We start from the raw sequence: 23,715 nt of genomic DNA on the forward strand, positions 1-23,715 counted from the left end.
GCTCACACCTCCGTCCGGGCGTCGCCGGGAACGGCGTCCGCGCCGTCGCCCAGGTGCGCCAGCCGCTCGGCGACGGCGTCCGCGGTGGGGCGGGCCATCTCCCCCGCCAGCCGCCCGTCGGCGAGGAACCGGACGGAGTCGGCGTACGAGGCGGCGACGGGGTCGTGCGTCACCATCACCACCGTCCGGCCGTGGACCTCCACGGCCTCCCGCAGCAGCCGCAGGACGTCCCGCGCGCTGCGGGTGTCCAGGGCTCCGGTCGGTTCGTCCGCGAAGACCACGGCGGGCTCGGCGACCAGGGCCCGGGCGATGGCGACGCGCTGCCGCTGCCCGCCGGAGAGCTCGTCGGGGAGGTGGCCGAGACGGTCCCCGAGGCCGACCCGGGCGAGGACCGCGCGGGCCCGCTCCCGGTCGATCCGCCGCTTGGCGAGCCGCAGCGGCAGGACGGTGTTCTCCTCCACGGTGAGCGTGGGCAGCAGGTTGTACTGCTGGAAGACGAAGCCGATCCGCCGCCGCCGGAACTTCGTCAGCGCGGTCTCGTCGCGGCCCGTCATCTCCTCGCCGGCCACCACGACCCGGCCCCGGTCCGGCCGGTCGAGGCCCGCCGCGCACTGCAGCAGGGTGGACTTCCCCGAGCCCGAGGGCCCCATGACGGCGGTGAAGGTGCCGGCGCGCAGGCCCAGGCTCACCCCGTCCAGCGCTCTCACGGCGCTCTCCCCGGTCCCGTAGGTCCTGACGAGCCCCTCCAGGCGCAGCGCCTCGGCGCCTCCGGCGGTCCCTCCCCCGCCGGTGCCGCCGCCCGTGCGACCGCCCGTAAGACTCCGCATGGCCATCCCCTCCGTCCCTCGTCGGCGCTCCCTGCGCCGCACCTTTGACGCTACGGACGGTGACGGGAGGGCACACGGGCGCTACGACCCGAGTCGGGGGTGTCGTCAGGTACACCCCCGTGGGGCGGGTCCCGGAACCGGCAGCCGCGGGGATCGCGCTCGCCTCCGGTGGCGCCGCCCGCGCCGGAGGTCACTCCGCGCCGGACGCGGGCGTCCCGCCCGGGGCCCCGGGGAGCGGACCGGCGCCGAACCCGGTGAGCAGGGCCGAGATGGCGCGCTCGGTGGAGGCGGCCATGTCCACGGACTCCGGGGAGAGCAGCCACTGGACCTGGAGGCCGTCCATCACGGCGATGATCGCGTTGGCCGCGTCCCGCACGTCCAGGTCCTCGCGGACCTCGCCCCGTTCGCACGCCTCGGCCAGCGCCTCGGCCACGAGGGCGCGCAGTCCGGCGTAGCGGTCGCGGAAGTACTCCTGGGCGGGGTGGTCGTCGGTGACGCTCTCCGCCGACAGCACGGCGTACAGCCGCACGATGCCCTCCCGCTCGGTGTTGCGGCGGACGGTGTCGACCAGGTGGCGCAGGAAGGCCAGACCGCGGGGGCGTTCGGGGCCCTGCTGCTCGATGCCGGTCCGGTCGCGCAGTTCCAGGACGCCGGCGAGCAGGAGCGCCTTGGAGCGGAAGTAGTGCAGCACACCGGCCTGGGTGAGTCCGGCGCGGTCGGCGATCTCGGCCAGTGACGCGTTGTTGTAACCGCGGGCGGCGAACGTCTCCATGGCGATGCGCAGGATCTCCTGGCTCCGCTGCCGGGCCTCCGGGCTCTTCGGGACGCGGGGCCGCCGCGCCCCGCCAGCCTTCTTCGCGTTCACCGGCCGCAGTCTACGGGCCCCGGCCGTCTTCCCCCGGCCCGTCCGGGGCCCGGCGAAGTTCCCGCACGGCAACTTACCAAGTACTCGGTAAGTGTGCTTTCATGCTCCCGTTCCGCCTCCCGTTCCGCCCGCTTCACGCCTCGTCGAAGGCCCGGAAGGACGCGTATGAACCCCCTCTCCCCTCCCGCCCCCGGCCGGCCCGCGGACGACGCCGGGCTGCGGCGGCGGATACGGGCCCTGGACCTGGAGTCCAAGGTCCGGCTGCTGACCGGGGCGTCCCTGTGGGAGCTGCCCTGCGAACCCCGGCTCGGGCTGCGCCCGGTGGTGATGTCGGACGGCCCGCAGGGCGTGCGCGGCACCGGCGAGGACCCCGGCGCCACCGGGCTGCTCGCCCCCGCCCCCAGCGCCGTGGGCGCGACCTGGGACCCGGAGGCGGCCGAGCGGCTGGGGCGGCTCTTCGCCGCCGAGGCCCGCCGCAAGGGCGTCGACGTGGTGCTGGCCCCGCTGCTGAACCTCCAGCGCACCCCCGTGGCCGGGCGGCACTTCGAGTACTTCTCCGAGGACCCCCTGCTCACCGCCGTCCTCGCCGCCGCCGTCGTCCGCGGTCTCCAGGACGCCGGGGTGGCGGCGTGCCCGAAGCACTTCGTGGCCAACGACTCGGAGACCGACCGCACCCGCTACCGCTCCCGGATCGACGAGCGCACCCTGCGGGAGGTCTACCTGGCCCCCTTCGAGCAGGTCGTCGCCGAGGCCGGCCCGTGGAGCGTCATGGCGGCCTACTCGGGCACGGACGACGGCACCGAGTCGGCCCCGATGACCGAGCACCGGCGGCTGCTGCGCGGGGTCCTCAAGGAGGAGTGGGGCTTCGACGGCCCGGTGGTCAGCGACTGGGCGGCCACCCGTTCCACCGTCGCGTCCGCCGTCGGCGGCCTCGACCTGGTGATGCCGGGCCCCGACGGTCCGTGGGGCGCGGCGCTCACGGCGGCGGTGCGCGCCGGCGAGGTGCCCGCGGAACTCGTGGACGACAAGGTGCTGCGACTGCTGCGGCTGGCCCGGCGCACCGGACGGCTCGGCGACCCGTGGGAGCCCGGCACGCCCCCGCCGCCGCTCCCGGCGCGCGGGACCGGGGCCGGGGACGGGACCGGAGTCGGGGACGGGCCGTCCGGGGAGGAGTTCGCCCTGCTGCGGGAGATCGCCGCGCACGGCACCGTCCTGCTCCGCGACGAGGCCGGACTGCTGCCGCTGGACCCGGACGCCCTCGGCGGCACCGCCGGTGTCGCCCTGATCGGCCCGAACGCCGTGGACCCCTACCTCCAGGGCGGCGGCAGCGCCTTCGTCCCGGCCGTCCGCACCGTCTCCTTCGCCGAGGGACTGCGCGCGGCGCTGCCCGAACGCGTACGGCTCACCGTGCACCGCGGCGGCGATTCCCGCCGCAGGCCGCCCTTCGTCCCCGCCTCCCTCCTCACCGACCCCGACGGCGGCGGACCGGGCGTCCGCGCGGACCACCTGGACGCCGACGGGCGGCGGCTCGGCGGGGAGGTCCGCGCCACCGGGGACTGGGGCGGCTACGGGGACTTCCCGTCCGCCACCCACCGGGTCGTGCTGCGCACCGTCCTCACCCTGGACGAACCCGGCACCCACCACCTGGAGTTCGGCTGCGTGGGCCGGTTCCGGGTGGACGTGGACGGCGGGACGGTCTTCCGGGGGGACGACGACCGGGGCGTCGGCCTGGTCCTGGACTCCAGCCACAACCACCCCCGCACCCACGGCGTCGACCTGACCGTCGACGGGACCGGGCCGCGCCGCGTGGAGGTGACCGCCGACCTGACCGTCGTGGACGCCGACGGGTACGGCCGCTTCGTCACCGCCCACCTGCGCCTGCGTCCGCCGGGGCCCTCGCCGGAGGAGGAGATCGCCGAGGCGGTCGCCGCGGCCCGGCGGGCCGACGTCGCCGTCGTGGTGGTGGGCACCAACGAGGAGGTCGAGTCGGAGGGCTGGGACCGCACCGGTCTGGAACTGCCCGCGCCGCAGGACGAGTTGGTGCGGCGGGTGGCCGCCGCCAACCCCCGGACCGTCGTGGTGGTCAACGCGGGCGCGCCCGTCCTGCTGCCCTGGGCCGGCGAGGTGCCCGCGCTGCTGTGGGCCTGGCTGCCGGGCCAGGAGGCCGGACACGCGCTGGCCGACGTGCTGCTGGGCCGCGCCGAGCCCGCCGGACGCCTCCCGTGGACCCTGCCGGCCCGCGCCGAGGACGTGCCGGTGCCCGACGCCCTGCCGGCCGACGGGACCGTGGACTACACCGAGGGCGTCCACATCGGGCACCGCGCCTGGGACCGGGCCGGCCTGACGCCCGCCTTCCCCTTCGGGCACGGCCTGGGCTGGACGACCTGGGCCTACGAGTCCGCCCGCGCCGTCCCCGCGGAACGGGAGGGGACCGGCGGGTTCAGGGTGACGGTGGAGCTGGTCAACACCGGCCCCCGCGGGGGGCGGGAGACCGTCCAGGTCTATCTGGAGGCTCCCCCGGACGGTCCCGAGCGCCCCCCGCGCACGCTCGCCGGGTTCACCACCGTCCGGGCCGCTGCCGGCGAGCGCGTCCGGGCCGACGTGGACGTCCCCGCGCGCGCCTTCCGCGTCTGGGACCCGGGCTCGGGCGGCTGGAAGGTCCCGCCCGGCCGGTACCGGCTGCGCGTCGGGCGGTCCAGCCGCGACCTGCGGCTCTCCGCCGACGTCGAGGCCGGCGCCGGGACGGGCGCCTGAACCGGGGGCCGCCGCACCCCTCCCCGCACGCCCCCACGCACCCCCGCATCCCCCCACATCCCCCCACGGAAGGAGCCGCACCGATGGCACTCACCCTCCGAAGAGGCGCGTCCGGGCATCCGGTCCGCCGGGCCGCCCTCGCGGCGCTCGGCGCCCTGCTCCTCGCCGGCGGCGGCCTGACGGCCGCCGGCACCGACACCGCGCGGGCTGCCGACCCCACCGCGCGGGTGTGGATCACCACCCCCGACGGCGGCAGGAAACTGGCGGACGGCGGCGCCGTCCCCTTCACCTCCGCACCGCAGCCGGTCGACATCCGCGTCGACGCGGGCAGCACCGCGCAGCGGTTCACCGGGGCCGGCGCCTCCGTCACCGAGGCGTCCGCGCACCTGATCCGGCGGCTCCCCCGGGAGCGGCGGGACTCCCTGATGGAGTCGCTGTTCTCCGAGGAGAGCGGTATCGGCCTCAACTACCTGCGCCAGCCGCTCGGCAGCACCGACTTCGACGCCGACGCGAGCCACTCCACCTACGAGGACACGCGCGGGGACTTCACCATCGCCCGCGACCTGCCGGAGATCGTCCCCGTCCTGAAGCAGGCCGTCTCGATCAACCCGGACATCCGCTTCATGGGCTCCCCCTGGTCGCCGCCCGCGTGGATGAAGACCGGCGGATCGCTGAACGGCGGCAGCCTGAAGCCCGAGCACCACCAGGACTACGCCGACTACCTGGTCAAGGCCGTCCGCGCGTACGGGCGGCAGGGCATCACCCTCACCGACCTGACGGTGCAGAACGAGCCCCTGTTCGCCACCACCTACCCGTCCATGAGCATGAGCGCGGCCGAGCAGGCCGCGTTCCTGAAGGTCCTGGACCGTGCCCTGACCGCCGCGGGCCTGCCCGTCAACGTCCTCGCCCACGACCACAACTGGGACCGTCCCGACTACCCGCTGGAGGTCCTCGACGCCACCCGCGGCATCGACCGGGTCATCGGCGCCGCCTTCCACTGCTACGGCGGCGCCCCCGAGGCGCAGGACCGGATCCGCCGGGCGGGCAAGCGTGTCTTCTTCACCGAGTGCTCCGGCACGGACAGCGCCGACCCCGCCGCGACCTTCGCCGACACCCTCCGCTGGCACGCGGAGAACCTCGTCGTCCGCAACATGCGCAACGGCGGCGAGACCGTGATCACCTGGAACCTCGCCCTCGACGCGAACGGCGGCCCCCACCAGGGCCACTGCGGCACCCGGTGCAACGGCGTGGTGGAGATCGCGGGCGACCGCGTGACCCGGGGCGCCGAGTACTACGTCCTCGGCCACGTCACGAAGTTCGTCGAGCCCGGGGCCGTCCGCATCGGCTCCACCAGCCAGGGACCGGGCGGCGTGCAGAACGTCGTCTTCCGCAACCCCGACGGCTCGCGGGCCGCGTACGTGGTGAACACCGCCTCCTCCGCCCAACGGTTCTCGATCACCGAGAACGGGCGCTCGCTCTCCCACGAACTGCCCGCCGGCGCCGTGGCCACCTTCGTCTGGGGCGACGGCGCCACCCCGCCGCCCATCGACGGCATCGACCCGGACCGCTGGTACCAGGTGGTCAACACGGGCAGCGGCCGCTGCCTGGACGCGGCGGACTGGGGCACGGCCGACGGCACCCGGCTCCAGCAGTGGACGTGCGGCGCCCCCGGCCAGGCCAACCAGAACTGGCGGCTGCGGCCCGTCGGCGACGGCCGCCTCCAGGCGGTCAACCGGCACAACTCCAGGGTGTGGGACGTCGACGGGGGCACCGGGGCGACCGCCGACGGCACCCGGGTCCACCTGTGGAGCGACACGGGCGGCGCCAACCAGCACTGGAGCGCGGAGCCGGTGGGCGCCGGCGCCTACCGGTTCATCGCCCGGCACAGCGGCAGGTGCCTCACCGTCGAGGGCGGCTCCACCGCGGACGGCGCCGGCCTGTCCCAGCGGACGTGCAACGGCTCGGCGGCCCAGTCCTTCCGCCTGGCGGCCGTCCCCCTCTGATCCCTCTGATCCCGGATCCCCAGGCCCCTCCGTCCCGGGTCCGGCCGCCGGCGCGCGGCCGGACCCGGCGGCCTCCGCCGTCACCGGCGCAGCAGGTCCTCCAGGGACTCCGTCACCGCCGACGCGGCGGAGCCGAAGGGCTCGATGACCAGGTCCACCCCCTCGGACCGCAACTGCCTGGCGGTGCGCCGGGTGTGGGCGGTGAGCGCGATCACCCCCCGGTACTCGTGGTGCCGCAGGCCGTGCAGCAGGGCCCTGTTGGTCTCCGGCAGGGAGATGGTGCTGATCACGCAGCGGGCCCGGCCCAGCGGCAGCGCCTCCAGGAAGTGCACGTCCTCGGCGCTGCCGTAGACGGCGGTCACCCCGTACCGGTCGTTGCGCCGCACGCGGTGCGGGTCGAAGTCCACCGCCAGCACCCGGTGCCCCGCCTCGCCGAGCCGGTCGGCCAGGGGGCCGCCGAACCGGCCCAGTCCGTACAGGATGACGTCGACGTCCCGGTGGTCGTCGGAGAGTTCCGGCCGGTGGCCGCGGCCCCGCTCGAACCTGGCCAGACCGCGTTCCAGGGACCGGTACAGCCGGTGGGAGTCGAGCACCAGGTAGGTGGAGCCGCCGATGGTGACCAGCCCGACCACGGTGATCAGGCTGACGGCGGCGGCGGTGATGTGGCCGAGGCTGTGTCCGAGGGCGGCGAGGATGAGGGAGAACTCCGAGATCTGGGCGGCCGTGATCCCGGTCAGGAATCCCACCCGCACCGGGTAGCGCATGGCGGTCATGACGGCGACGACGATCAGCGGCTTGCCCGCCAGCACGAACGCGGAGAACACCAGCGCCTCGGCGATCTGCGCGCCGGCGTCGGAGAACTCCAGTCCCGCGCCCAGTTCCAGGAAGAAGAACAGCAGGAGGAAGTCGCGCAGGCTGACCAGCCGGGCCCCCATGGCGTCGCGGTAGGGGGTGGTCGCCAGGGAGACGCCCGCCAGGAACGCCCCGACCTCGGAGCTGAAGCCCAGCCACTCGCTCAGCGCGGCCACCGACACGGCGTACGCCACGCCGAAGAGCAGCAGCAGCTCCTGGGACCGGGCGACGTGGTGGAGCAGGCCGGGCAGGACGTGGCGCATCAGCAGGGCGATCCCGGCCAGCAGCCCCAGCCCCTTGGCGACGACCAGCGCCATCTCCGCCGCCATGCCGCCTCCGGTGCCCCCGGTGCGCCGGCCGAACGCGGTCAGCCCGATCATCACCAGCACCACGGCGATGTCCTGGACGATCAGGTAGCCCACCGCGATGCGGCCGTGGAGCTGCTCCAGTTCGCGTTTGTCGGAGAGCAGCTTCACGATGATGATCGTGGAGGAGAAGGTGAGCGCGACCGCGACGTAGAGCGCCGTCACGGTGTCCATGCCCAGCGCGAGGGCGATCAGGTAGCCGATCACCGAGGTGAACAGCACCTGGCCGAGGCCGGTGGCCAGCGCCACCGGCCCGGTGGTGCGGACCAGGTGGAGGTCCAGCCGCAGTCCCACCAGGAACAGCAGCACCGCGATGCCCAGCCGGGCGAGCAGTTCGACGGTGCCCTCCGACTCCACCCAGCCGGTGCCCGCCGGGCCGACGAGGATGCCGACGCCGATGAAGGCGACGATCAGCGGCTGGCGCAGTTTGACGGCCAGCAGCCCCACCGCGGCGGAGACGGCGAGGACCGCGGCGACGAGGGAGAAGTCGTGCGCTTGCATGGCATCCGCTCGATCACGGTGAGGGCGGGCGCGGGGCGGTGCCGGCGTCCGCGGCGGACGGCGGTCACCGCTCGGCGTCCGGGACGACGAGCACGTCGCACGGCGCCCAGGCCATCACGTGCTGGGCGACGCTGCCGAGGAGGGCGTAGCCGAGGCCGGAGCGCGTCCCCGTGCCGACCACGACCAGGTCGGCGTCCAGGTTCCCGGCCTGTTCCGGGACGGTGTCCTGCGCGCGTCCCGGCACGACCAGGACGCGGTCCGGCCGCGGTGCGAGGGCGTCCGCCAGCCGTTCGACGCCCGGCCGGTCCTGCTCGGTGACCGCGCGCCGCAGCTGCTCCAGCCCGGCGTCGTCCACGCCCTGCTGGAGCATCAGGCGTTCGCCGAGCACGATGCTCACGCGCAGTGCGAGGTGCTCCGCCGAGGGGGTCAGCGCGGTGCCGGCGCGGGCCGCCGCCAGGGAGACCTCCGAGTCGTCTACGGCGAGCAGGACCCTGCGGTACGGGGCCCCGGCGGGTCTCCTGACGATCAGGACCGGGATCCGGCTCGCCCGCACCAGGTTCTCCGGGGTGCCGCCGATGGGGGCGCCGGGCCGCAGGTGCGCGCCGTGGGCGCCCGCCACCAGCAGGTCCGCGTCCGCCTCCCGCGCCTCGTCCAGGAGGGCGGCGCCGGGCCGGCCGGAGCGCAGCCCGGTCTCGACGCCCTCCCCGGAGTCCTCCGCGTACCGTCCGGCCTGGGAGCGCAGCAGCTCTCCGGCGAACTCCGCCAGCTCGGGGTCGATGCCCGGCGGGAGGACGTGCACCACCCTGACCCGCGCGCCGTGGGAGGCGGCGAGCGCGGCGGCACGGCCGACGGCCTGCCCCGCGTACTCGGAGAGGTCGGTGGCCGCCAGTACGCGCCGGGGTGGCACTGAGTACACCGGTATCACCCCCGGTCCATGGTCTTGAATGTCAGATTAGTGGCTTTTCCGGAAGTCCACAGCGTCATGGACCCGGCGGAGGTTTCGCTCCCCACCGCCCGGACACCCGCACACCCGACCAGCGGAACATCCCTTATGCCCTGAAATGTGCGGCACATGTCCCGGCGTGCGACCTCCGCCGCGCACCGCGGAGAGCCCGGATGCCGCACCCCACCCAGGGAGGCACCAGTGAAAGCCGTCGTCTACAAGGAACCGTTCAAGGTGGCCGTGGAGGAGGTCCCCGACCCCCGGATCGAGCAGCCCACCGACGTGATCATCAAGATCACCACATCGGCGATCTGCGGCTCCGACCTGCACATGTACGAGGGACGCACCGGAGCCGAGCCGGGGATCGTCTTCGGCCACGAGAACATGGGCATCGTGGAGGAGACCGGTCCGGGCGTCACCTCCGTCCACAAGGGGGACCGGGTCGTCCTCCCGTTCAACGTGGCCTGCGGCTTCTGCAAGAACTGCCTGGCCGGGAGGACCGGCTTCTGCCTGACCGTCAACGAGGGCTTCGCGGGCGGCGCCTACGGCTACGTGTCGATGGGGCCGTTCACCGGCGGTCAGGCGCAGTACCTGCGGGTGCCGTTCGCCGACTTCAACTGCCTGAAGCTGCCCCCGGGCGAGGAGCACGAGGACGACTTCGCGCTGCTGGCCGACATCTTCCCCACCGGCTACCACGCCACGGAGCTGGCGCAGGTGTCCCCCGGCGAGAGCGTGTGCGTGTTCGGCGCCGGGCCGGTCGGACTGATGGCGGCCTACTCCGCGATGCTGCGCGGCGCGTCCCGCGTCTTCGTCGTCGACCGGCAGCCGGACCGCCTGCGCGTCGCGCACGAGATCGGCGCGGTCCCGATCGACTACAGCAAGGGCGACGCCGCCGGGCAGATCAAGGAGCAGACGGACGGCGAGGGCACCGACAAGGGCATCGACGCCGTGGGCTACCAGGCCACGGTGGCCGAGGGCGAGGAGCAGCCGGCGATGGTGCTCAACACCCTGGTCGAGTCCGTGCGCCCCACCGGGATGCTCGGCGTCGTCGGCCTGTACGTCCCCTCGGACCCCGGCGGCCCCAGCGACAGCGCCAAGAAGGGCGAACTGCTCTTCAAGATCGGCCGGTTCTTCGAGAAGGGCCTGCGCATGGGCACCGGCCAGGCGAACGTCAAGGCGTACAACCGCCAGCTGCGCGACATGATCATCGCAGGGCGGGCCAACCCCAGCTTCGTGGTCTCCCACCGGCTCCCGCTGACCGAGGCCCCCGAGGCCTACGAGCACTTCGACAAGCGGGACAACGGCTGGACGAAGGTCCTGCTCAAGCCCCAGATGGCCTGACGCGCCCGAGCGTCCGGCACCCCCGCGCCCGGTGGGGCGCGGGGGCACGGCCGCCCCGCGCGTCCGGCCGGACGCGTCCGCCGCTGCCGGCGGGGGGCGCGGGAGAAACGGAACGCTTTCTTCCCTGGTCACCGGGGACTCATGACGCGAAGTATTGACGGGGCACCCCCGTGGGCCTACTGTCGCGCCCGCTCTTTGAAACGATCGATTGAAACGTATCAACCCACCGCCCCGGCCTCCGGGCACGGGCCGGGACGGGAGAAGGGCCGCACCGTGACACCCCCGACACCCCCGACACCCCCGACATCCCCGGCACCCCCGACGGCGTCCCCGGCCGCGCGGGGCCGGACCCCCTCGGCCCGGCGGCGCAGACCCGCCGCCCTGACCGCCGCGGCGCTGGCCGGACTGCTGGCACTCGGCGCCCCGCCCGCCCAGGCCGACGACGGACTCCCCCGCGGCGACCGCGGGAAGCCCTCGTCCGGCGTCCGGCTCGAACGCCTCGACCGCGGCCTCGTGGCCGTCTCCACCGGCGAGGGCGTGTTCCTGAGCTGGCGGCTGCTCGGCCACGAGGTCACCGGCCACACCGACAGCGGCATGGCCGGCGCGGACTTCCGCGTCTACCGCGACGGCAAGCGGATCGCCACCGTCACCGACAGCACCAACTACCTCGACCGGGACGCCCCCGCCGGCGCCGAGTACCGTGTCGCCGCCGTCGTCCGCGGGAAGGAGACCGGCCGCAGCGCCGCCGTCACCCCCCGGTCCGAGGCGTACGTCGAACTGCCGCTGAAGAAGCCCGCGGACGGCGTCACCCCGGCGGGCGAGACGTACACCTACAGCGCCAACGACATGAGCGTCGGCGACGTCGACGGCGACGGGCGGTACGAGTACGTCGTCAAGTGGGACCCGTCCAACTCCAAGGACGTCTCGCAGGTGGGCTACACCGGCAACGTCTACATCGACACCTACCGCCTCGACGGCACCCTCCTCCACCGCGTCGACCTGGGCGTCAACATCCGCGCGGGCGCCCACTACACGCAGTTCCTCGTCTACGACTTCGACGGCGACGGCCGCTCGGAGATGATGTTCAAGACCGCGCCCGGCACGAAGACCGTCCGCTACGACGAGCGGGGCCGCGTCGTCTCCGAGCGGTACGTCACCATGCCGCGCGCGGACGTGAAGGCCGGGTACTCCCACCGCGACGACTACCGGATGAGCGCCGCGGACTACCGGGAGCACCTCGTGGAGACGTTCCTCGGCTGGCACGAGCACCCCGAGGTGGCGGCGGGCAGGTGGCCCGCCACCCTGGAGGAGGCGTTCGGCATCGAGCGGCGCCACGCGTACCCGCTCTCCCGCGCCGCCGCCGAGGACCTCGCCGACCACTTCCTCGACGTCTACGCCCCGAGCCGCAGCGCCCGCAACAACCTGCGCGCCTTCGAGGGCTTCGTCCTCTCCGGCCCCGAGTACCTGACGGTGTTCGACGGCGCCACCGGCCGCGAGCTCCAGACCGTCCGCTACGAGCCCGGACGGCACGACGACGGCCTGATGTGGGGCGACTACGCCATGAGCCGCATCGAGCCGGGCAACCGCGTCGACCGCTTCCTGTCCGGCGTTGCCCACCTGGACGGGAAGCACCCCTCGGCGGTCTTCGCCCGCGGCTACTACACGCGCGCCACCCTCGTCGCCTACCGCTGGGACGGGAGGCGCCTGAAGCGCGACTGGTCCGTCGACAGCGGCTGGACGCCGATGGACAACCCCTTCGACGACTCCCCCCACGGCGTCGACGGCACCGACCCGGAGTACGGCACCCTCACCACCCAGGGCTTCCACTCGCTCAGCGCGGCGGACGTGGACGGCGACGGCCGCCAGGAGATCGTCTACGGCGCGGCCACCATCGACGACGACGGCGACCTGCTGTACAGCTCGTTCGCCGAGGCCCCGACCGGAAGCGCGGAGCCCGGGCGGACCGTGCGCCTCGGCCACGGCGACGCCATGCACGTCACCGACATCGACCCGGCCCGCCCCGGGCTGGAGGTCTTCACCGTCCACGAGGGCGGCCGCTCGGCGCCCTACGGCCACGCGCTGCGCGACGCCGCGACCGGCGAGGTGCTGTACGGCGGCTACACGGGTGTCGACACCGGACGCGGCATGGTCGGCGACGTCGATCCCGCCCGGCCCGGACTGGAGACCTGGGCGTCCAACGGCGTCGGCCTGTGGAGCGCGGACGGGCAGCGGCTCGGGAACGCCACGCCCGGCACCAACATGAGCATCCGCTGGTCCGGCGACCTGACCACGCAGATCGTCAACGGCACGGGCGAGACGGCGCCGACCGTCGACGACTGGCGGCGCGGCAGGCTGCTGACCGCCGAGGGCGCCCGCGCCAACAACGGCACCAAGGGCAACCCCTCCCTGGTCGCCGACGTCCTGGGCGACTGGCGCGAGGAGCTGCTGGTGCGGACGGCGGACAGCTCGGCGGTGCGGATGTACGTCAGCACCGAGGTCACCGGCCACAAGCTGTACACGCTGATGCACGACCCCCAGTACCGGGCCGAGGTGGCGCGGCAGCAGACCACGTACAACCAGCCCGCCCACCCGTCCTTCCACCTGGGCGCGGGCACCGACTGGTCGGAGGTGCCCGTCCCGGGCCGCCGGTGACGGACGGCCGTACGGCCGGGGTGCGGCGCTCAGCCGTGCCACACCCCGGCCACGGCCCCGGCGAGAGCGGCGGCCTGCGCGCGTCCCGCACGCGCGCAGGCCGCTCTGCGCGCCGGGTCGAGGGCGTCGCGGCCGAACGCGCGGCGCGCGGCGGCGTCCGGGGTGAGGAGGGCGACCTCCGCGCCGTCCGCCCTCAGCTCCTCGGCGTGCCGGGCGGCGGCCACGCCCGGCCCCTTCGGGACGGGTGCCAGGATCACGATCCGCCGGTGGCCGCGGGCCAGGTCGGCGTTGGTGGTGGAGCGCACGCCTCCGTCGATCCACCGCCTCCCGCCGATGGCGACCGGCGGCCACACCCCCGGCAGCGTGCCGCTGGCGGTGACCGCCCTGAGCAGGTCGGCGCCGCTGCCGGAGTGGAGGGCCGCCACCTCGCCGGTGTGCGCGTCCGCGGCGGCCAGGTGCAGCGGGCGCGAGGGCCACTCCCGCACCGGCATGAGCGCGCCGACCGCCTCCAGCGCCTCCTCCTGCGGGACGGTCCGGGCGGCGAGCGCCATCCGTCCCAGGCGGCGCGCCGTCGCCTCCGGGGTGCGGGAGAGGAGCATCGCCCACAGGAACCGCAGGGTCACGGCGGGCGGAACCCTGATGGCGGGTTCGTCCCCGCGGAGGACCAGCTGGCTCTCGTAGAGCTCCTCCAGGGGTGTCCCGGCCGCGATCCGCGCCCCCATGATCGCGCCCGCCGATGTGCCGACCACCAGGTCGGCATCGGTGAGGTCCACGCCGGCGCCGGCCAGTCCGGCCAGCACGCCGACCTCCCACGCCCCGCCGGTGAACCCCCCGCCGCCCAGTACCAGGGCCCTGCCCGCCATACCGCCTCCGTTCCCCGCCGCACCGGAACCTTGAAACGGGGAGCATTCCCCGCTTGGCGCCGCAACGGTAGCACCACAAACGGGGAAGGGTCCACGTTTCACTGGGGGGACGGCCGGCGGGCGCCGCCGCACCGGTGGCGTACGCTCACACGACCGGGGGACCGGGACCGAGGGAGGAACCATGACCGCCAAGCCGACCAACTGGGCGGGGAACGTCGAGTTCGCCGCACGGACCCTGCACCGGCCGGCGTCGGCCGAGCACCTCCGGGAGATCGTCGCGGGGAGCGACCGCGTCCGGGTGCTGGGCTCGGGGCACTCCTTCAACCGGATCGCCGACACCACCGGCGACCTGATATCCCTCGACGACCTGCCCCGCACGGTCGAGGCCGACTCCGCGGACGGAACGGTCCGGGCCGGCGCCGCCACCCGGTTCGCCGAGCTGTCCCCGGTGCTGCGGCGGCACGGACTGGCCCTGCCGAACCTGCCGTCCACCCCGCACTTCACCCTCGCCGGCGCGTACGCCACCGGCACCCACGGCTCGGGGCGCACCGGCGGCAGCCTGGCCGCCGCCGTACGGTCCGTGGAGCTGGTCACCGCGGACGGGGAGACGGTCACCGTCTCGCGCGGCGCCGACGGCCACTTCGAGGGGACCGTGGTCTCGCTCGGCGCCCTGGGGGTGGTCACCGCCCTCACCCTGGAGGCGTGCCCGGCGTTCGAGATCGAGCAGTACGTCCACGAGGGGCTGCCGTGGCCGGTGCTCGCCGAGGGCCTGGGGGAGATCCTCGGCGCCGCGTACAGCGTCAGCGTCTTCACCGACTGGTCCGGCCCGGCGCGGGTGTGGGTCAAGCACCGGGTCGGCGACCCGCTGCCCGACCTGTCCTGGACCGGCGCCCGTCCCGCCGACGGACCGCGTCACCCGATCGAGGGGATGCCCACGGACAACGCCACCGAGCAGCAGGGCGTGCCCGGACCGTGGGACGAGCGGCTTCCGCACTTCCGCGCCGGTTTCCTGCCCAGCGCCGGGAACGAGCTCCAGTCGGAGTACTTCGTGCCCGCCGGACGGGCCGCCGAGGCCGCCGGAGCGCTGCGGGAGCTCGGGCCGCTGCTGGCCCCCGTCCTCCAGGTGTCCGAGATCCGCACCGTGGCCGCCGACCCGCACTGGCTCAGCCCCGCCCACGGCCGGGACAGCGTCGCCTTCCACTTCACCTGGACCTCCGACGCCCGCGCCGTCGCCCCCGTGCTGCTCCGCGTCGAGGAGGCGCTGGCGCCCTTCGACCCGCGCCCCCACTGGGGGAAGCTGGCCTCCGCGGCGCCGGAGGCGCTGAGCGCCTCCTACGGCCGCTGGGAGGACTTCCGCGCCCTGCTGCGCCGGTTCGACCCGGAGGGCGTGTTCCGCAACGAGACGATCGACCGGTACTTCCCCCGGTAGAGGCCGGCGGAGGAACGCCGGGCGGCCCCGGCACCCCGGCCCCCCGCACCGCGGCGCCGGGGACAGGGCGGGCGGGCGCGGGCGGGCACCGCCCCCGGTCCGGACGAACACCCCTGACAGGACCGCGAGTTACCGGAAAGAAGGGGTTTGACCTCCCCGTGCGGGGGGATCGCCTGAGCCAAATCGGGCCAGTTGCCGCTCCCGTATTCCCTAGGTCACGCCGAGTCGCTACCTTCCCTTGCACCGCGTCCGCAGGCCGGACACGCAATCCCCCACGCCGAACAGCTCCGTCCCCGCTGTCCGCACCGGAAGGAACATCCCGTGCACGCACCTCTCCGCAGAGGCAGGAAGCGCAGACTCACCGCGGCCGCAGCGGCCGCCTCCCTCGCCGCCCCGCTGCTGGTCCTCGCGTCCGCCGCGCCGGCCGCGGCGACCCCCGCCCCGGGCGCACAGGGGGAGCGGCTGGCGAGGAAGCTGGTCGGGCAGACCGGCGCCGAGGGCGCCATGAGACACCTGCGGGCGTTCCAGCAGATCGCGAAGCTCAACGAAGGCAACCGCGCCGCCGGCGCCGAGGGACACACCTGGTCCGCCAAGTACGCGGGCACGCTGCTCAAGCTCGCCGGCTACGAGGTCACCTACCAGAACTTCGACTTCGTCTACACCGAGACCCTCGCGGAGAGGCTGACCGTCCTCACCCCCGAGCGCGCCGACGTGCCGATCAAGGTGATGACGTACACCAAGAGCACCCCCGAGGGCGGCATCGAGGCGTCCGTCGCGGCCGTACCGGTGGACGCGGACGGCACCACCGGCTGCACCGCCGAGGACTTCGCGTCCGGCGACTTCACCGGGAAGATCGCGCTGATCCAGCGCGGCGGCTGCACCTTCGCCGAGAAGCAGGCGGCCGCCGCCGACGCCGGCGCGGTGGGCGCCATCGTCTACAACAACGTCGACGGGGAGCTCAACGGCACCCTCGGCGACGCCTCCGCGGGCCGCATCCCCACCGGCGGGCTCAGCAAGGAGGACGGCGAGGAGCTGGCCGCCAGGGCCGCCCGGGGCACCGTCACGGTCAGCATGGAGATCCGCGAGCTCCAGGAGACCCGCACCACGCCCAACGTCATCGCCGAGACGCGCGGCGGCGACCCGGACAACGTCGTGATGTTCGGCGCCCACCTGGACTCCGTCACCGCCGGCCCCGGCATCAACGACAACGCCTCCGGCTCCGCGGGCATCCTGGAGACCGCCCTCCAGCTCGCCAAGGCCGACAGGAAGGGCAAGCACGCCAACAAGGTGCGCTTCGCCCTGTGGTCCGCCGAGGAGCTCGGCCTCCAGGGCGCCGAGCACTACGTCAGGAACCTCTCCCAGGCCGAGCGCGACAGGATCGCCCTCTACCTGAACTTCGACATGATCGCCTCGCCGAACTACGGCCTGTTCGTCTACGACGGCGACGACTCCGACGGGGTCGGCGCCGGACCGGGCCCCGAGGGATCGGCGCAGCTCGAGCACGCGATCAACACCTTCATGCGGTCGCGGGGCCACGAGCCGCGCGGCACCGACTTCACCGGACGCTCCGACTACGGCCCGTTCATCGAGGCCGGCATCCCCTCCGGCGGCACCTTCACCGGTGCCGAGGGCGTCAAGTCGGAGGAGGAGGCCGCCCTGTGGGGCGGCAGGGCCGGGGTCGCGTACGACGAGTGCTACCACCTGGAGTGCGACGACCTGGGCAACGTCAGCGAGAAGGCGCTCGGCATCAACGTCGACGTGATCGCCCACGCCGTCGGCACGTACGCCTGGGACACCGGCTCCCTCGACGACGAGGTGCCGTTCGAGCCCACGAAGGGCACGGCGGGCAGCGGCGGCGGTCTGCACGACCACGACCACGAGCTCACCTCCTGACCCGTCCGGCAGGCCCGGTCCGCCGAACGGGCCGAACGGGCCGAACGGGCCGGAGGGCATCCGCGGGCGCCGGGGGAGCACACCTCCGGCGCCCGCGGCGCATCCCGAGGCGCGCGGCGCCCGCCGCCGCGCGCCCTTCCGCCCGGAGCACCCGCCGGGTGTTCCCCCGCGTTCCGCCCGCCGCGGAGCCGGAGCCTCCGGCCCTGTCCGCCGGCGGAAGGCTGCGCCCCGAGGCGCCGGACCGGTAGGCTTTCCGTGTGATCTTCAAGCGAATCGGAAACGGGCGGCCGTACCCCGACCACGGCCGGGAGAGCACCCGCCAGTGGGCGGATGTCGCGCCACGGCCGGTGCGCCTTGACCAGCTCGTCACCACCAAGGGACAGCTCGACCTGGAGACCCTCCTCGCCGAGGACTCCACCTTCTACGGCGATCTGTTCGCACACGTCGTGAAGTGGAACGGCGACCTCTACCTGGAGGACGGCCTGCACCGCGCCGTACGGGCGGCCCTCCAGCAGCGGCAGGTGCTCCACGCCCGCGTGCTCGAACTCGACTGACGCCGCGGCCCCGCACGGCCCTCCCGAGGCCCTGTTGGCCCTTTCGGGGCGGACTGCGGGACGAGCATTGATCATTTAGTAGGCATTGCGGCTTTACCGCACTACGCTGCGCCCATGAGCATGCTCACTCCCCCCGGCATGGGCGGAAAGTACCGCATCACGGGTGACAGCTACCCGCGCATGCGCCGCCCGCGCAGGCGCCGCAGGATCGTCGTCACCACCCTCGCGGTGACCGCCGGCCTCGGAGTCCTCTCCTGGGGGACGGTCCAGCTCGTCGACGTCTTCACGGGCGGCGGCACCTCGGTGCGCGCGGCCGGCGAGGGACGGGCCTGCGAGCGCGACGACGCGGCGGAGGCGCAGTCCGCCAAGGCCCCCGCCGCCTCCGGGAAGCCGTCCGGGAAGCCCGCGCCCGGCGCGCTCCCCGAGCCCTCCGCCATCACGGTCAACGTCTACAACGCCACCACCCGCAGCGGCCTGGCCAAGAACACCGCGGACGCGCTGAAGAAGCGCGGCTTCAAGGTCGGCGAGGTGGCCAACGCCCCGGCGTCCCTGGACAAGAAGGTGAAGGAGGCCGGGCTGCTGATGGGCCCGCCCGCCGCGCACCGCACCGGCGCGTTCGACGTCCTGCACGCCCAACTCCCCCAGGCGCGGATCAGGGAGGTCGACCGCAAGGGCCGCGAGATCGACCTGGTGATCGGCAAGGCGTTCAAGGGCCTGGCGAAGGAGAAGGACGTGCGCGAGGCCATGGCGGCCCTCGCCAGTCCGTCCCCCTCGCCGTCCCCCTCCGGCTGCTGAGCGGGCGTTCCGGGCCCGCTCCGGGCCCGGAACGCCCCCGGGTCTAGCCCGCCGTCCCGTACATGCGGTCGCCCGCGTCGCCCAGTCCGGGGACGATGTAGCCGTCCTCGTTGAGCCGCTCGTCGACCGAGGCGGTCACCACGGTGACCGGCCTGCCCTCCAGCTCGCGCTCCATCAGCTCCACGCCCTCGGGCGCCGCCAGCAGGCAGAGCGCCGTGACGTCGTCGGCGCCGCGCCGGATCAGCTCCCTGATCGCCGCCACCAGCGTGCCCCCGGTGGCCAGCATCGGGTCCAGGACGTACACCTGGCGTCCGGAGAGGTCGTCCGGCATCCGGGTGGCGTAGGTGGACGCCTGGAGCGTCCGCTCGTCGCGGATCATCCCGAGGAACCCGACCTCCGCGGTCGGCAGCAGCCGCACCATCCCGTCGAGCATGCCCAGCCCGGCCCGCAGGATCGGCACCACCAGCGGACGCGGGTGGGAGAGCCGGACGCCCGTCGTCGCCGTCACCGGGGTGGTGATGTCCACCGGCTCGATGCGCACGTCCCGGGTGGCCTCGTAGGCGAGCAGGGTCACCAGCTCGTCGGCGAGCCGCCGGAAGGTCGGGGAGTCGGTGCGCTCGTCGCGCAGCGTGGTGAGTTTGTGCGCCACCAGCGGGTGGTCGACGACGTGAATCCGCATGTCACGACAGTATCCGAGGCCGGCATCGGGCCCGCACTGGCGTACCGGCGTCTTTTCGGGGGACAGTGGACAGGTAAGACCGGAGGTGTGGCCGCATGCCCGAACCGAGGGACCAGCACGACGACAGCCCCGACCCCCGTCGGACGTCCATACGCCGGGAGAGGCGGAAACGCCCGGCCCGCGGGCGCCGCGAGTCCCCGGAGCAGTACGACGAGTCCGGAGAGGCCGGGAGTGCCGGAAGTGCCGGGGATTCCGGGGACGCCGAGAGCGACATGGACCGGCGCCGCCGCCGGGCGGTCTTCCTGCGCGAACTGAACGAGGCGAAAGCGCTGCGCGAACGGGTCCAGCCACGCCGCGCCCGCGCCGCGCGCATGCGGCAGGCCATGCGAATGAGGACATTCCGCTGGTAGTCCGCCGCAACACCCGCACGACGCACAGCCGAAGACCTCTCGCCGAGCGCCGGTTTCTGCCACGATTCCGCTTGGGCGGGGCGTGGTCCCGTCAGCACTCGGGCACCTGAAACCAGTGGGAGAGTCACGGTGTACTTCGCCGCACTGCTCGCGCGCACCGAAGACGGGTGGGAAGCGAGCGACACGGAACTCGACGAGGTCGAGACCCTGACCGACCTCGCCGACCTGGCCCGGGAGGCCGCGGAGGACGACGAGCCGGTCCTGGTCTGCATCGAGCAGGAGGGCGCCTGGTTCGGCGTCGTCCGCGTGGAGGGCGAGGACGACCCTCGCATCTTCGTCTCGGACGCCGCCGCGGCCGCGCGCAACTCGTACGGGGAGATCCTGCTCACCGACGAGCTCCTCGGCCGGGAGCCGGACGACGGGAAGGACCTCGACCTGCTCGTGGACCTCGACGGCACGGAGGACGGCGAGCCGGTTCCGGACGACGACGAGGAGGACGAGGACGGCGTGGCCGGCGGCGACGCGCTGCCGGCGGGGCCGGTCGGCGACGCCGGGCTGCTGGCCGACTTCGGCCTGGACGAGAAGGCGCTGCTCTCGCTGACCCCGGAGGACGCGCTGAGCGAGATCGCCGAGGCGCTCGGCTGCACGGACATGCTGGAGGCCGTGCGGTAACCCGTGCGGCGGGACGTGCCGGCGGGCGGGGAGACTGGCCCCATGAACGAGTCACCGTCCGCCGGGCAGACCGAGCAGACCGGACAGGCCGGGCGGGCCCGGCGAGCCGGCGAGAACGAACGGACCGACCCGCTGCGCGACCCGTGGCGGGCGGCGATGCGACGTGCCCTGGGGGAGGCCGCACGGGCCCCGGAGACCGGCGACGTCCCCGTCGGCGCGGTCGTCCTCGGTCCGGACGGCGCGGTCCTGGGCCGTGGCCGGAACGAGCGCGAGGCGACCGGGGACCCGACGGCGCACGCGGAGGTCGTCGCGATCCGCGAGGCGGCCCGCGCCGTCGGGGAGTGGCGGCTCTCCGGGTGCACGCTGGTGGTGACGCTGGAGCCGTGCACGATGTGCGCGGGCGCGATCGTGCTGTCCCGCCTGGAGCGGGTGGTGTACGGGGCGGTGGACGAGAAGGCGGGCGCGGCCGGCTCGCTCTGGGACGTCGTACGGGACCGCCGGCTGAACCACCGTCCCGAGGTGATCTCCGGGGTGCTGGCACGGGAGTGCGGGGAGCTCCTGACGGACTTCTTCCGCACGCCCCGGCGGCCTTCCGCGGGCCGGGACGCCCCCCGGCCGCATATCGATTTCGGAGCACGCCCTCCCGTGGGCTAAGCTTCCTCCCGGTAGCGTGTCCGAGCGGCCGAAGGAGCTCGCCTCGAAAGCGAGTGTGGGGGCAACTCCACCGTGGGTTCAAATCCCACCGCTACCGCAGCGGACGAAGGGCCTCCTCGTGATCGAGAGTGATCGAGGGGGCCCTTGGTCGTCCTCCGCCCCGTCCCGCCCCTCCGCCCGTCTCCGGTGCCCGTGCGCCCGCCCCGTCCGCGTCCCGGCCCCGGCACGGCCCCGGGCCCTCGCCGAACCCCTGGGACCGCCGGACCGCTCCGGATAGACTCTCGCGACCGCGTGAACGGTCTTGTTCGGGAATGTGCGGGGAGAGGCAGGACTACGTGGACGTCAAGAAGGTCGCGCTCTACACCCTCCTCGTCTTCATCCTGTACACGATCATCACCTCCCCCGAGCGTTCCGCCGAACTCGTGGGCGTCGGCTTCGAGGGCATATCCAGCGCCGCGAAGGGCGTCGGCGCCTTCATGACCGAACTGGTGAACTGAGCCCTCCCCACGAACGCCCGCCCCTCCGCGGAGGCCGCCGGTGCCGGACGCCCGCCGCCCCCCGGACGGGCGTCGGCCACCTACCTGCCCGCAACAACACGGGGCCCCATGTGCTTGCGCACGGTGCATATAACTTGTGATGCTATGACCGCTTTTGCCGGACGAGTCTCGACCACGAAGGGGTTGGACGAACGGTGGCGGCCACGCAGACCCTTCCCCAGCCCCCCACCGGGGCAGCCCCCAGCCGTCGGAGTGCGGAGACCCGTGCCCTGACCCAGGTGCTCTTCGAGCGGCTGTCCGGCCTGGAGTCCGGCAGTCCCGAGTACGAACGGGTGCGCGGGGCCCTCATCGAGGCCAACATCCCCCTCGTCCGCTACGTCGCCGCGCGGTTCCGCAGCCGCAACGAGCCGATGGAGGACATCGTCCAGGTCGGCACCATCGGCCTGATCAACGCGATCGACCGCTTCGACCCCGGCCGGGGGGTGCAGTTCCCCACCTTCGCGATGCCGACGATCATCGGCGAGATCCGGCGCTACTTCCGCGACAACGTCCGCACCGTGCACGTCCCGCGCCGGCTGCACGAGATGTGGGTGCAGGTCAGCGGTGCGACCGAGGACCTGACCGTGCTCCACGGCCGCTCGCCCACCACCGCCGAGATCGCCGAGCGGCTGCGGATCAGCGAGGAGGACGTCCTCGCCTGCCTGGAGGCCGGCCGCGCCTACCGCGCCACCTCACTGGAGGCCGCCCAGGAGCGGGAGGACGGCCTGCCCGGCCTGATCGACCGGCTCGGCTACGAGGACCCGGCGCTGGACGGCGTCGAGCACCGCGACCTCGTACGGCACCTGCTGGTCCAGCTCCCCGAGAGGGAGCAGCGCATCCTGCTGCTGCGGTACTACCGGAACCTCACCCAGTCGCAGATCAGCGCGGAGCTGGGCGTCTCCCAGATGCACGTCTCCCGGTTGCTGTCACGGAGCTTCGCCCGACTGCGTGCCGCAAACCCCATCGACTCGTAACCCCGGCGAGTGACACTCTTTCAGGCGCACCACCATCGCGAGCTGTGCGGTTTTATCGACATGGGGCTACGTCGTGTTGCCTCCTTGTGACATTCTGCGAGAAGTGCGTTTGCCGCGACGGCGCCGCCGGTATCCACCGAGAGGTGCTTCCCTCGGGTCCGAGGGTGCCGCCGCGACCCGTCCGCGACCTCAAGGGGGTGGCATGTCCGTAGAACTGGGCAGCTCGAAGGTGCTCGCCGAGCCCGAGCCCAAGGCCGACGACGCACCGTACGTTCCCTCAGACTGCGACGCCATCGACACCCGCACCCTCTCCCGCTCCCTGTTCCAGCGGCTCGCCTCCCTCGACGAGGACAGCCCGGAACGCGCCTACGTCCGAGACACCCTCATCGAGCTGAACCTCCCTCTGGTGCGTTACGCGGCGGCCCGGTTCCGCAGCCGCAACGAGCCGATGGAGGACATCGTCCAGGTCGGCACCATCGGCCTCATCAAGGCCATCGACCGCTTCGACTGCGAGCGCGGGGTGGAGTTCCCCACCTTCGCGATGCCGACCGTCGTCGGCGAGATCAAGCGCTTCTTCCGGGACACCTCCTGGTCCGTGCGCGTCCCCCGGCGGCTCCAGGAGCTGCGGCTGGCGCTCACCAAGGCCGGCGACGAACTGTCGCAGAAGCTCGACCGCTCCCCGACCGTGGCCGAACTGGCCGCCTGTCTGGGGGTGTCCGAGGAGGACGTGGTGGACGGGCTCGCCGTGGGCAACGCCTACACGGCCAGCTCGCTGGACTCCCCCACCCCCGAGGAGGAGGGCGGCGAGGGCTCCCTGGCGGACCGGCTGGGGTACGAGGACAGCGCGCTGGAGGGCGTGGAGTACCGCGAGTCGCTCAAGCCGCTGCTCGCCAAACTCCCGCCGCGCGAGCGGCAGATCATCATGCTGCGGTTCTTCGGGAACATGACGCAGTCGCAGATCGGCGAGCGGGTCGGCATCTCGCAGATGCACGTCTCCCGGCTGCTCACCCGTACGCTCGCGCAGTTGAGAGAGGGCCTGGTCGCGGAGGAGTGACCTGCGGCCCGGCGGAGAGCGGAGGGCCGGCGGGCGCTCCGGAGGACGGACGGGTCACCGGCTGATCCCGGACGACCCACGGGACGAGGCAGCCGCCGG

20 protein-coding genes and 1 tRNA gene are annotated in these 23,715 nt (G+C 73.9%); 15 read left to right on the forward strand and 6 right to left on the reverse strand.

Features of this window, described 5'->3' with window-relative positions:
* Positions 1 to 2: 2 nt before the first annotated feature.
* Both ABD358_RS00800 and ABD358_RS00805 read right to left on the reverse strand, forming a co-directional pair.
* Positions 3 to 827 carry an ABC transporter ATP-binding protein gene (locus ABD358_RS00800; protein WP_344628803.1) on the reverse strand — a complete coding sequence of 275 codons (825 nt, stop codon included), beginning with the start codon at positions 825 to 827 and terminating at the stop codon, positions 3 to 5.
* 190 nt (positions 828 to 1,017) lie between these two features.
* Positions 1,018 to 1,614 (reverse strand): TetR family transcriptional regulator C-terminal domain-containing protein, encoded by a 597-nt coding sequence (locus tag ABD358_RS00805; RefSeq protein ID WP_344629045.1) that lies wholly within the window; start codon positions 1,612 to 1,614, stop codon positions 1,018 to 1,020.
* Between the two features lie 243 nt (positions 1,615 to 1,857).
* Here ABD358_RS00805 and ABD358_RS00810 point away from each other — a divergent pair, with 243 nt between their 5' ends.
* Together ABD358_RS00810 and ABD358_RS00815 are read left to right on the forward strand one after the other, a co-directional pair.
* Positions 1,858 to 4,446 (forward strand): beta-glucosidase family protein, encoded by a 2,589-nt coding sequence (locus ABD358_RS00810; RefSeq protein ID WP_344628804.1) that lies wholly within the window; start codon positions 1,858 to 1,860, stop codon positions 4,444 to 4,446.
* An 83-nt stretch (positions 4,447 to 4,529) separates the two neighbouring features.
* The gene (locus ABD358_RS00815) at positions 4,530 to 6,449 is read left to right on the forward strand and encodes an RICIN domain-containing protein (protein WP_344628805.1); all 1,920 of its coding nucleotides are present in this window, start codon (positions 4,530 to 4,532) and stop codon (positions 6,447 to 6,449) included.
* Positions 6,450 to 6,529: 80 nt separating this feature from the next.
* Here ABD358_RS00815 and ABD358_RS00820 read toward each other — a convergent pair whose 3' ends face one another.
* Together ABD358_RS00820 and ABD358_RS00825 are read right to left on the reverse strand one after the other, a co-directional pair.
* On the reverse strand, positions 6,530 to 8,167 hold the full coding sequence (locus ABD358_RS00820; RefSeq protein ID WP_344628806.1) for a cation:proton antiporter: 1,638 nt from the start codon (positions 8,165 to 8,167) through the stop codon (positions 6,530 to 6,532).
* Between the two features lie 64 nt (positions 8,168 to 8,231).
* Positions 8,232 to 9,083, reverse strand: a complete 852-nt coding sequence (locus tag ABD358_RS00825; RefSeq protein WP_344628807.1) for a universal stress protein — start codon at positions 9,081 to 9,083, stop codon at positions 8,232 to 8,234.
* A 228-nt stretch (positions 9,084 to 9,311) separates the two neighbouring features.
* Here ABD358_RS00825 and ABD358_RS00830 point away from each other — a divergent pair, with 228 nt between their 5' ends.
* Both ABD358_RS00830 and ABD358_RS00835 read left to right on the forward strand, forming a co-directional pair.
* Positions 9,312 to 10,451, forward strand: coding sequence for a glutathione-independent formaldehyde dehydrogenase (locus ABD358_RS00830; RefSeq protein WP_344628808.1), 1,140 nt, complete (start codon positions 9,312 to 9,314; stop codon positions 10,449 to 10,451).
* A gap of 273 nt (positions 10,452 to 10,724) precedes the next feature.
* Positions 10,725 to 13,103: a rhamnogalacturonan lyase gene (locus ABD358_RS00835; protein ID WP_344628809.1), complete on the forward strand. Its 2,379-nt coding sequence runs from the start codon at positions 10,725 to 10,727 to the stop codon at positions 13,101 to 13,103.
* A gap of 29 nt (positions 13,104 to 13,132) precedes the next feature.
* Here the strand turns inward: ABD358_RS00835 and ABD358_RS00840 are convergent, their stop codons facing one another.
* The gene (locus ABD358_RS00840; RefSeq protein WP_344628810.1) at positions 13,133 to 13,966 is read right to left on the reverse strand and encodes a patatin-like phospholipase family protein; all 834 of its coding nucleotides are present in this window, start codon (positions 13,964 to 13,966) and stop codon (positions 13,133 to 13,135) included.
* Between the two features lie 181 nt (positions 13,967 to 14,147).
* On the opposite strand from ABD358_RS00840, the gene ABD358_RS00845 reads away from it, so the two are divergent.
* The 4 genes from ABD358_RS00845 to ABD358_RS00860 all read left to right on the forward strand — a co-directional run bounded on the left by ABD358_RS00845 (position 14,148) and on the right by ABD358_RS00860 (position 18,637).
* The gene (locus ABD358_RS00845) at positions 14,148 to 15,395 is read left to right on the forward strand and encodes an FAD-binding protein (protein WP_344628811.1); all 1,248 of its coding nucleotides are present in this window, start codon (positions 14,148 to 14,150) and stop codon (positions 15,393 to 15,395) included.
* Positions 15,396 to 15,716: 321 nt separating this feature from the next.
* Positions 15,717 to 17,288, forward strand: a complete 1,572-nt coding sequence (locus ABD358_RS00850) for a M28 family metallopeptidase (protein WP_344628812.1) — start codon at positions 15,717 to 15,719, stop codon at positions 17,286 to 17,288.
* A 257-nt stretch (positions 17,289 to 17,545) separates the two neighbouring features.
* Entirely contained in the window at positions 17,546 to 17,842 is a 297-nt protein-coding gene (locus ABD358_RS00855) for a type II toxin-antitoxin system VapB family antitoxin (RefSeq protein ID WP_031508611.1), read from the forward strand.
* A 114-nt stretch (positions 17,843 to 17,956) separates the two neighbouring features.
* The gene (locus ABD358_RS00860) at positions 17,957 to 18,637 is read left to right on the forward strand and encodes a LytR C-terminal domain-containing protein (RefSeq protein WP_344628813.1); all 681 of its coding nucleotides are present in this window, start codon (positions 17,957 to 17,959) and stop codon (positions 18,635 to 18,637) included.
* A gap of 43 nt (positions 18,638 to 18,680) precedes the next feature.
* Here the strand turns inward: ABD358_RS00860 and upp are convergent, their stop codons facing one another.
* Positions 18,681 to 19,316, reverse strand: coding sequence for a uracil phosphoribosyltransferase (gene upp / locus ABD358_RS00865; RefSeq protein ID WP_344628814.1), 636 nt, complete (start codon positions 19,314 to 19,316; stop codon positions 18,681 to 18,683).
* Between the two features lie 95 nt (positions 19,317 to 19,411).
* Here upp and ABD358_RS00870 point away from each other — a divergent pair, with 95 nt between their 5' ends.
* The 7 genes from ABD358_RS00870 (at position 19,412) to ABD358_RS00900 (ending at position 23,616) form a co-directional block, all read left to right on the forward strand.
* Positions 19,412 to 19,726 (forward strand): hypothetical protein, encoded by a 315-nt coding sequence (locus tag ABD358_RS00870; RefSeq protein ID WP_344628815.1) that lies wholly within the window; start codon positions 19,412 to 19,414, stop codon positions 19,724 to 19,726.
* A gap of 129 nt (positions 19,727 to 19,855) precedes the next feature.
* Entirely contained in the window at positions 19,856 to 20,398 is a 543-nt protein-coding gene (locus ABD358_RS00875) for a tRNA adenosine deaminase-associated protein (protein ID WP_344628816.1), read from the forward strand.
* Between the two features lie 156 nt (positions 20,399 to 20,554).
* Complete coding sequence (tadA, locus tag ABD358_RS00880; protein WP_344629046.1) at positions 20,555 to 21,052, forward strand: tRNA adenosine(34) deaminase TadA; 498 nt, start codon at positions 20,555 to 20,557, stop codon at positions 21,050 to 21,052.
* Between the two features lie 10 nt (positions 21,053 to 21,062).
* A tRNA-Ser gene (locus ABD358_RS00885) sits at positions 21,063 to 21,149 on the forward strand.
* Positions 21,150 to 21,363: 214 nt separating this feature from the next.
* A complete protein-coding gene (locus ABD358_RS00890) occupies positions 21,364 to 21,549 on the forward strand; it encodes a hypothetical protein (protein ID WP_344628817.1) in 186 nt (61 codons plus the stop codon).
* A 194-nt stretch (positions 21,550 to 21,743) separates the two neighbouring features.
* A complete protein-coding gene (locus tag ABD358_RS00895) occupies positions 21,744 to 22,562 on the forward strand; it encodes an RNA polymerase sigma factor SigF (protein ID WP_344628818.1) in 819 nt (272 codons plus the stop codon).
* Positions 22,563 to 22,764: 202 nt separating this feature from the next.
* Positions 22,765 to 23,616 (forward strand): RNA polymerase sigma factor SigF, encoded by an 852-nt coding sequence (locus tag ABD358_RS00900; RefSeq protein ID WP_344628819.1) that lies wholly within the window; start codon positions 22,765 to 22,767, stop codon positions 23,614 to 23,616.
* The last annotated feature ends 99 nt before the right edge of the window (positions 23,617 to 23,715 follow it).

The sequence above is a fragment of the Streptomyces glaucosporus genome (assembly GCF_039533345.1).
Lineage (GTDB): Bacteria > Actinomycetota > Actinomycetes > Streptomycetales > Streptomycetaceae > Streptomyces > Streptomyces glaucosporus.

Excerpts from the sequence above, each read along its gene's own strand:
- ABD358_RS00840 (WP_344628810.1), bottom strand. The coding sequence starts at position 13,966 with ATGGCGGGCAGGGCCCTGGTACTGGGCGGCGGGGGGTTCACCGGCGGG.
- ABD358_RS00845 (WP_344628811.1), top strand. The coding sequence starts at position 14,148 with ATGACCGCCAAGCCGACCAACTGGGCGGGGAACGTCGAGTTCGCCGCA.
- ABD358_RS00800 (WP_344628803.1), bottom strand. The coding sequence starts at position 827 with ATGCGGAGTCTTACGGGCGGTCGCACGGGCGGCGGCACCGGCGGGGGA.
- ABD358_RS00860 (WP_344628813.1), top strand. The coding sequence starts at position 17,957 with ATGAGCATGCTCACTCCCCCCGGCATGGGCGGAAAGTACCGCATCACG.
- ABD358_RS00890 (WP_344628817.1), top strand. The coding sequence starts at position 21,364 with ATGTGCGGGGAGAGGCAGGACTACGTGGACGTCAAGAAGGTCGCGCTC.
- ABD358_RS00900 (WP_344628819.1), top strand. The coding sequence starts at position 22,765 with ATGTCCGTAGAACTGGGCAGCTCGAAGGTGCTCGCCGAGCCCGAGCCC.
- upp (WP_344628814.1), bottom strand. The coding sequence starts at position 19,316 with ATGCGGATTCACGTCGTCGACCACCCGCTGGTGGCGCACAAACTCACC.
- ABD358_RS00820 (WP_344628806.1), bottom strand. The coding sequence starts at position 8,167 with ATGCAAGCGCACGACTTCTCCCTCGTCGCCGCGGTCCTCGCCGTCTCC.
- ABD358_RS00815 (WP_344628805.1), top strand. The coding sequence starts at position 4,530 with ATGGCACTCACCCTCCGAAGAGGCGCGTCCGGGCATCCGGTCCGCCGG.
- ABD358_RS00870 (WP_344628815.1), top strand. The coding sequence starts at position 19,412 with ATGCCCGAACCGAGGGACCAGCACGACGACAGCCCCGACCCCCGTCGG.
- ABD358_RS00810 (WP_344628804.1), top strand. The coding sequence starts at position 1,858 with ATGAACCCCCTCTCCCCTCCCGCCCCCGGCCGGCCCGCGGACGACGCC.
- tadA (WP_344629046.1), top strand. The coding sequence starts at position 20,555 with ATGCGACGTGCCCTGGGGGAGGCCGCACGGGCCCCGGAGACCGGCGAC.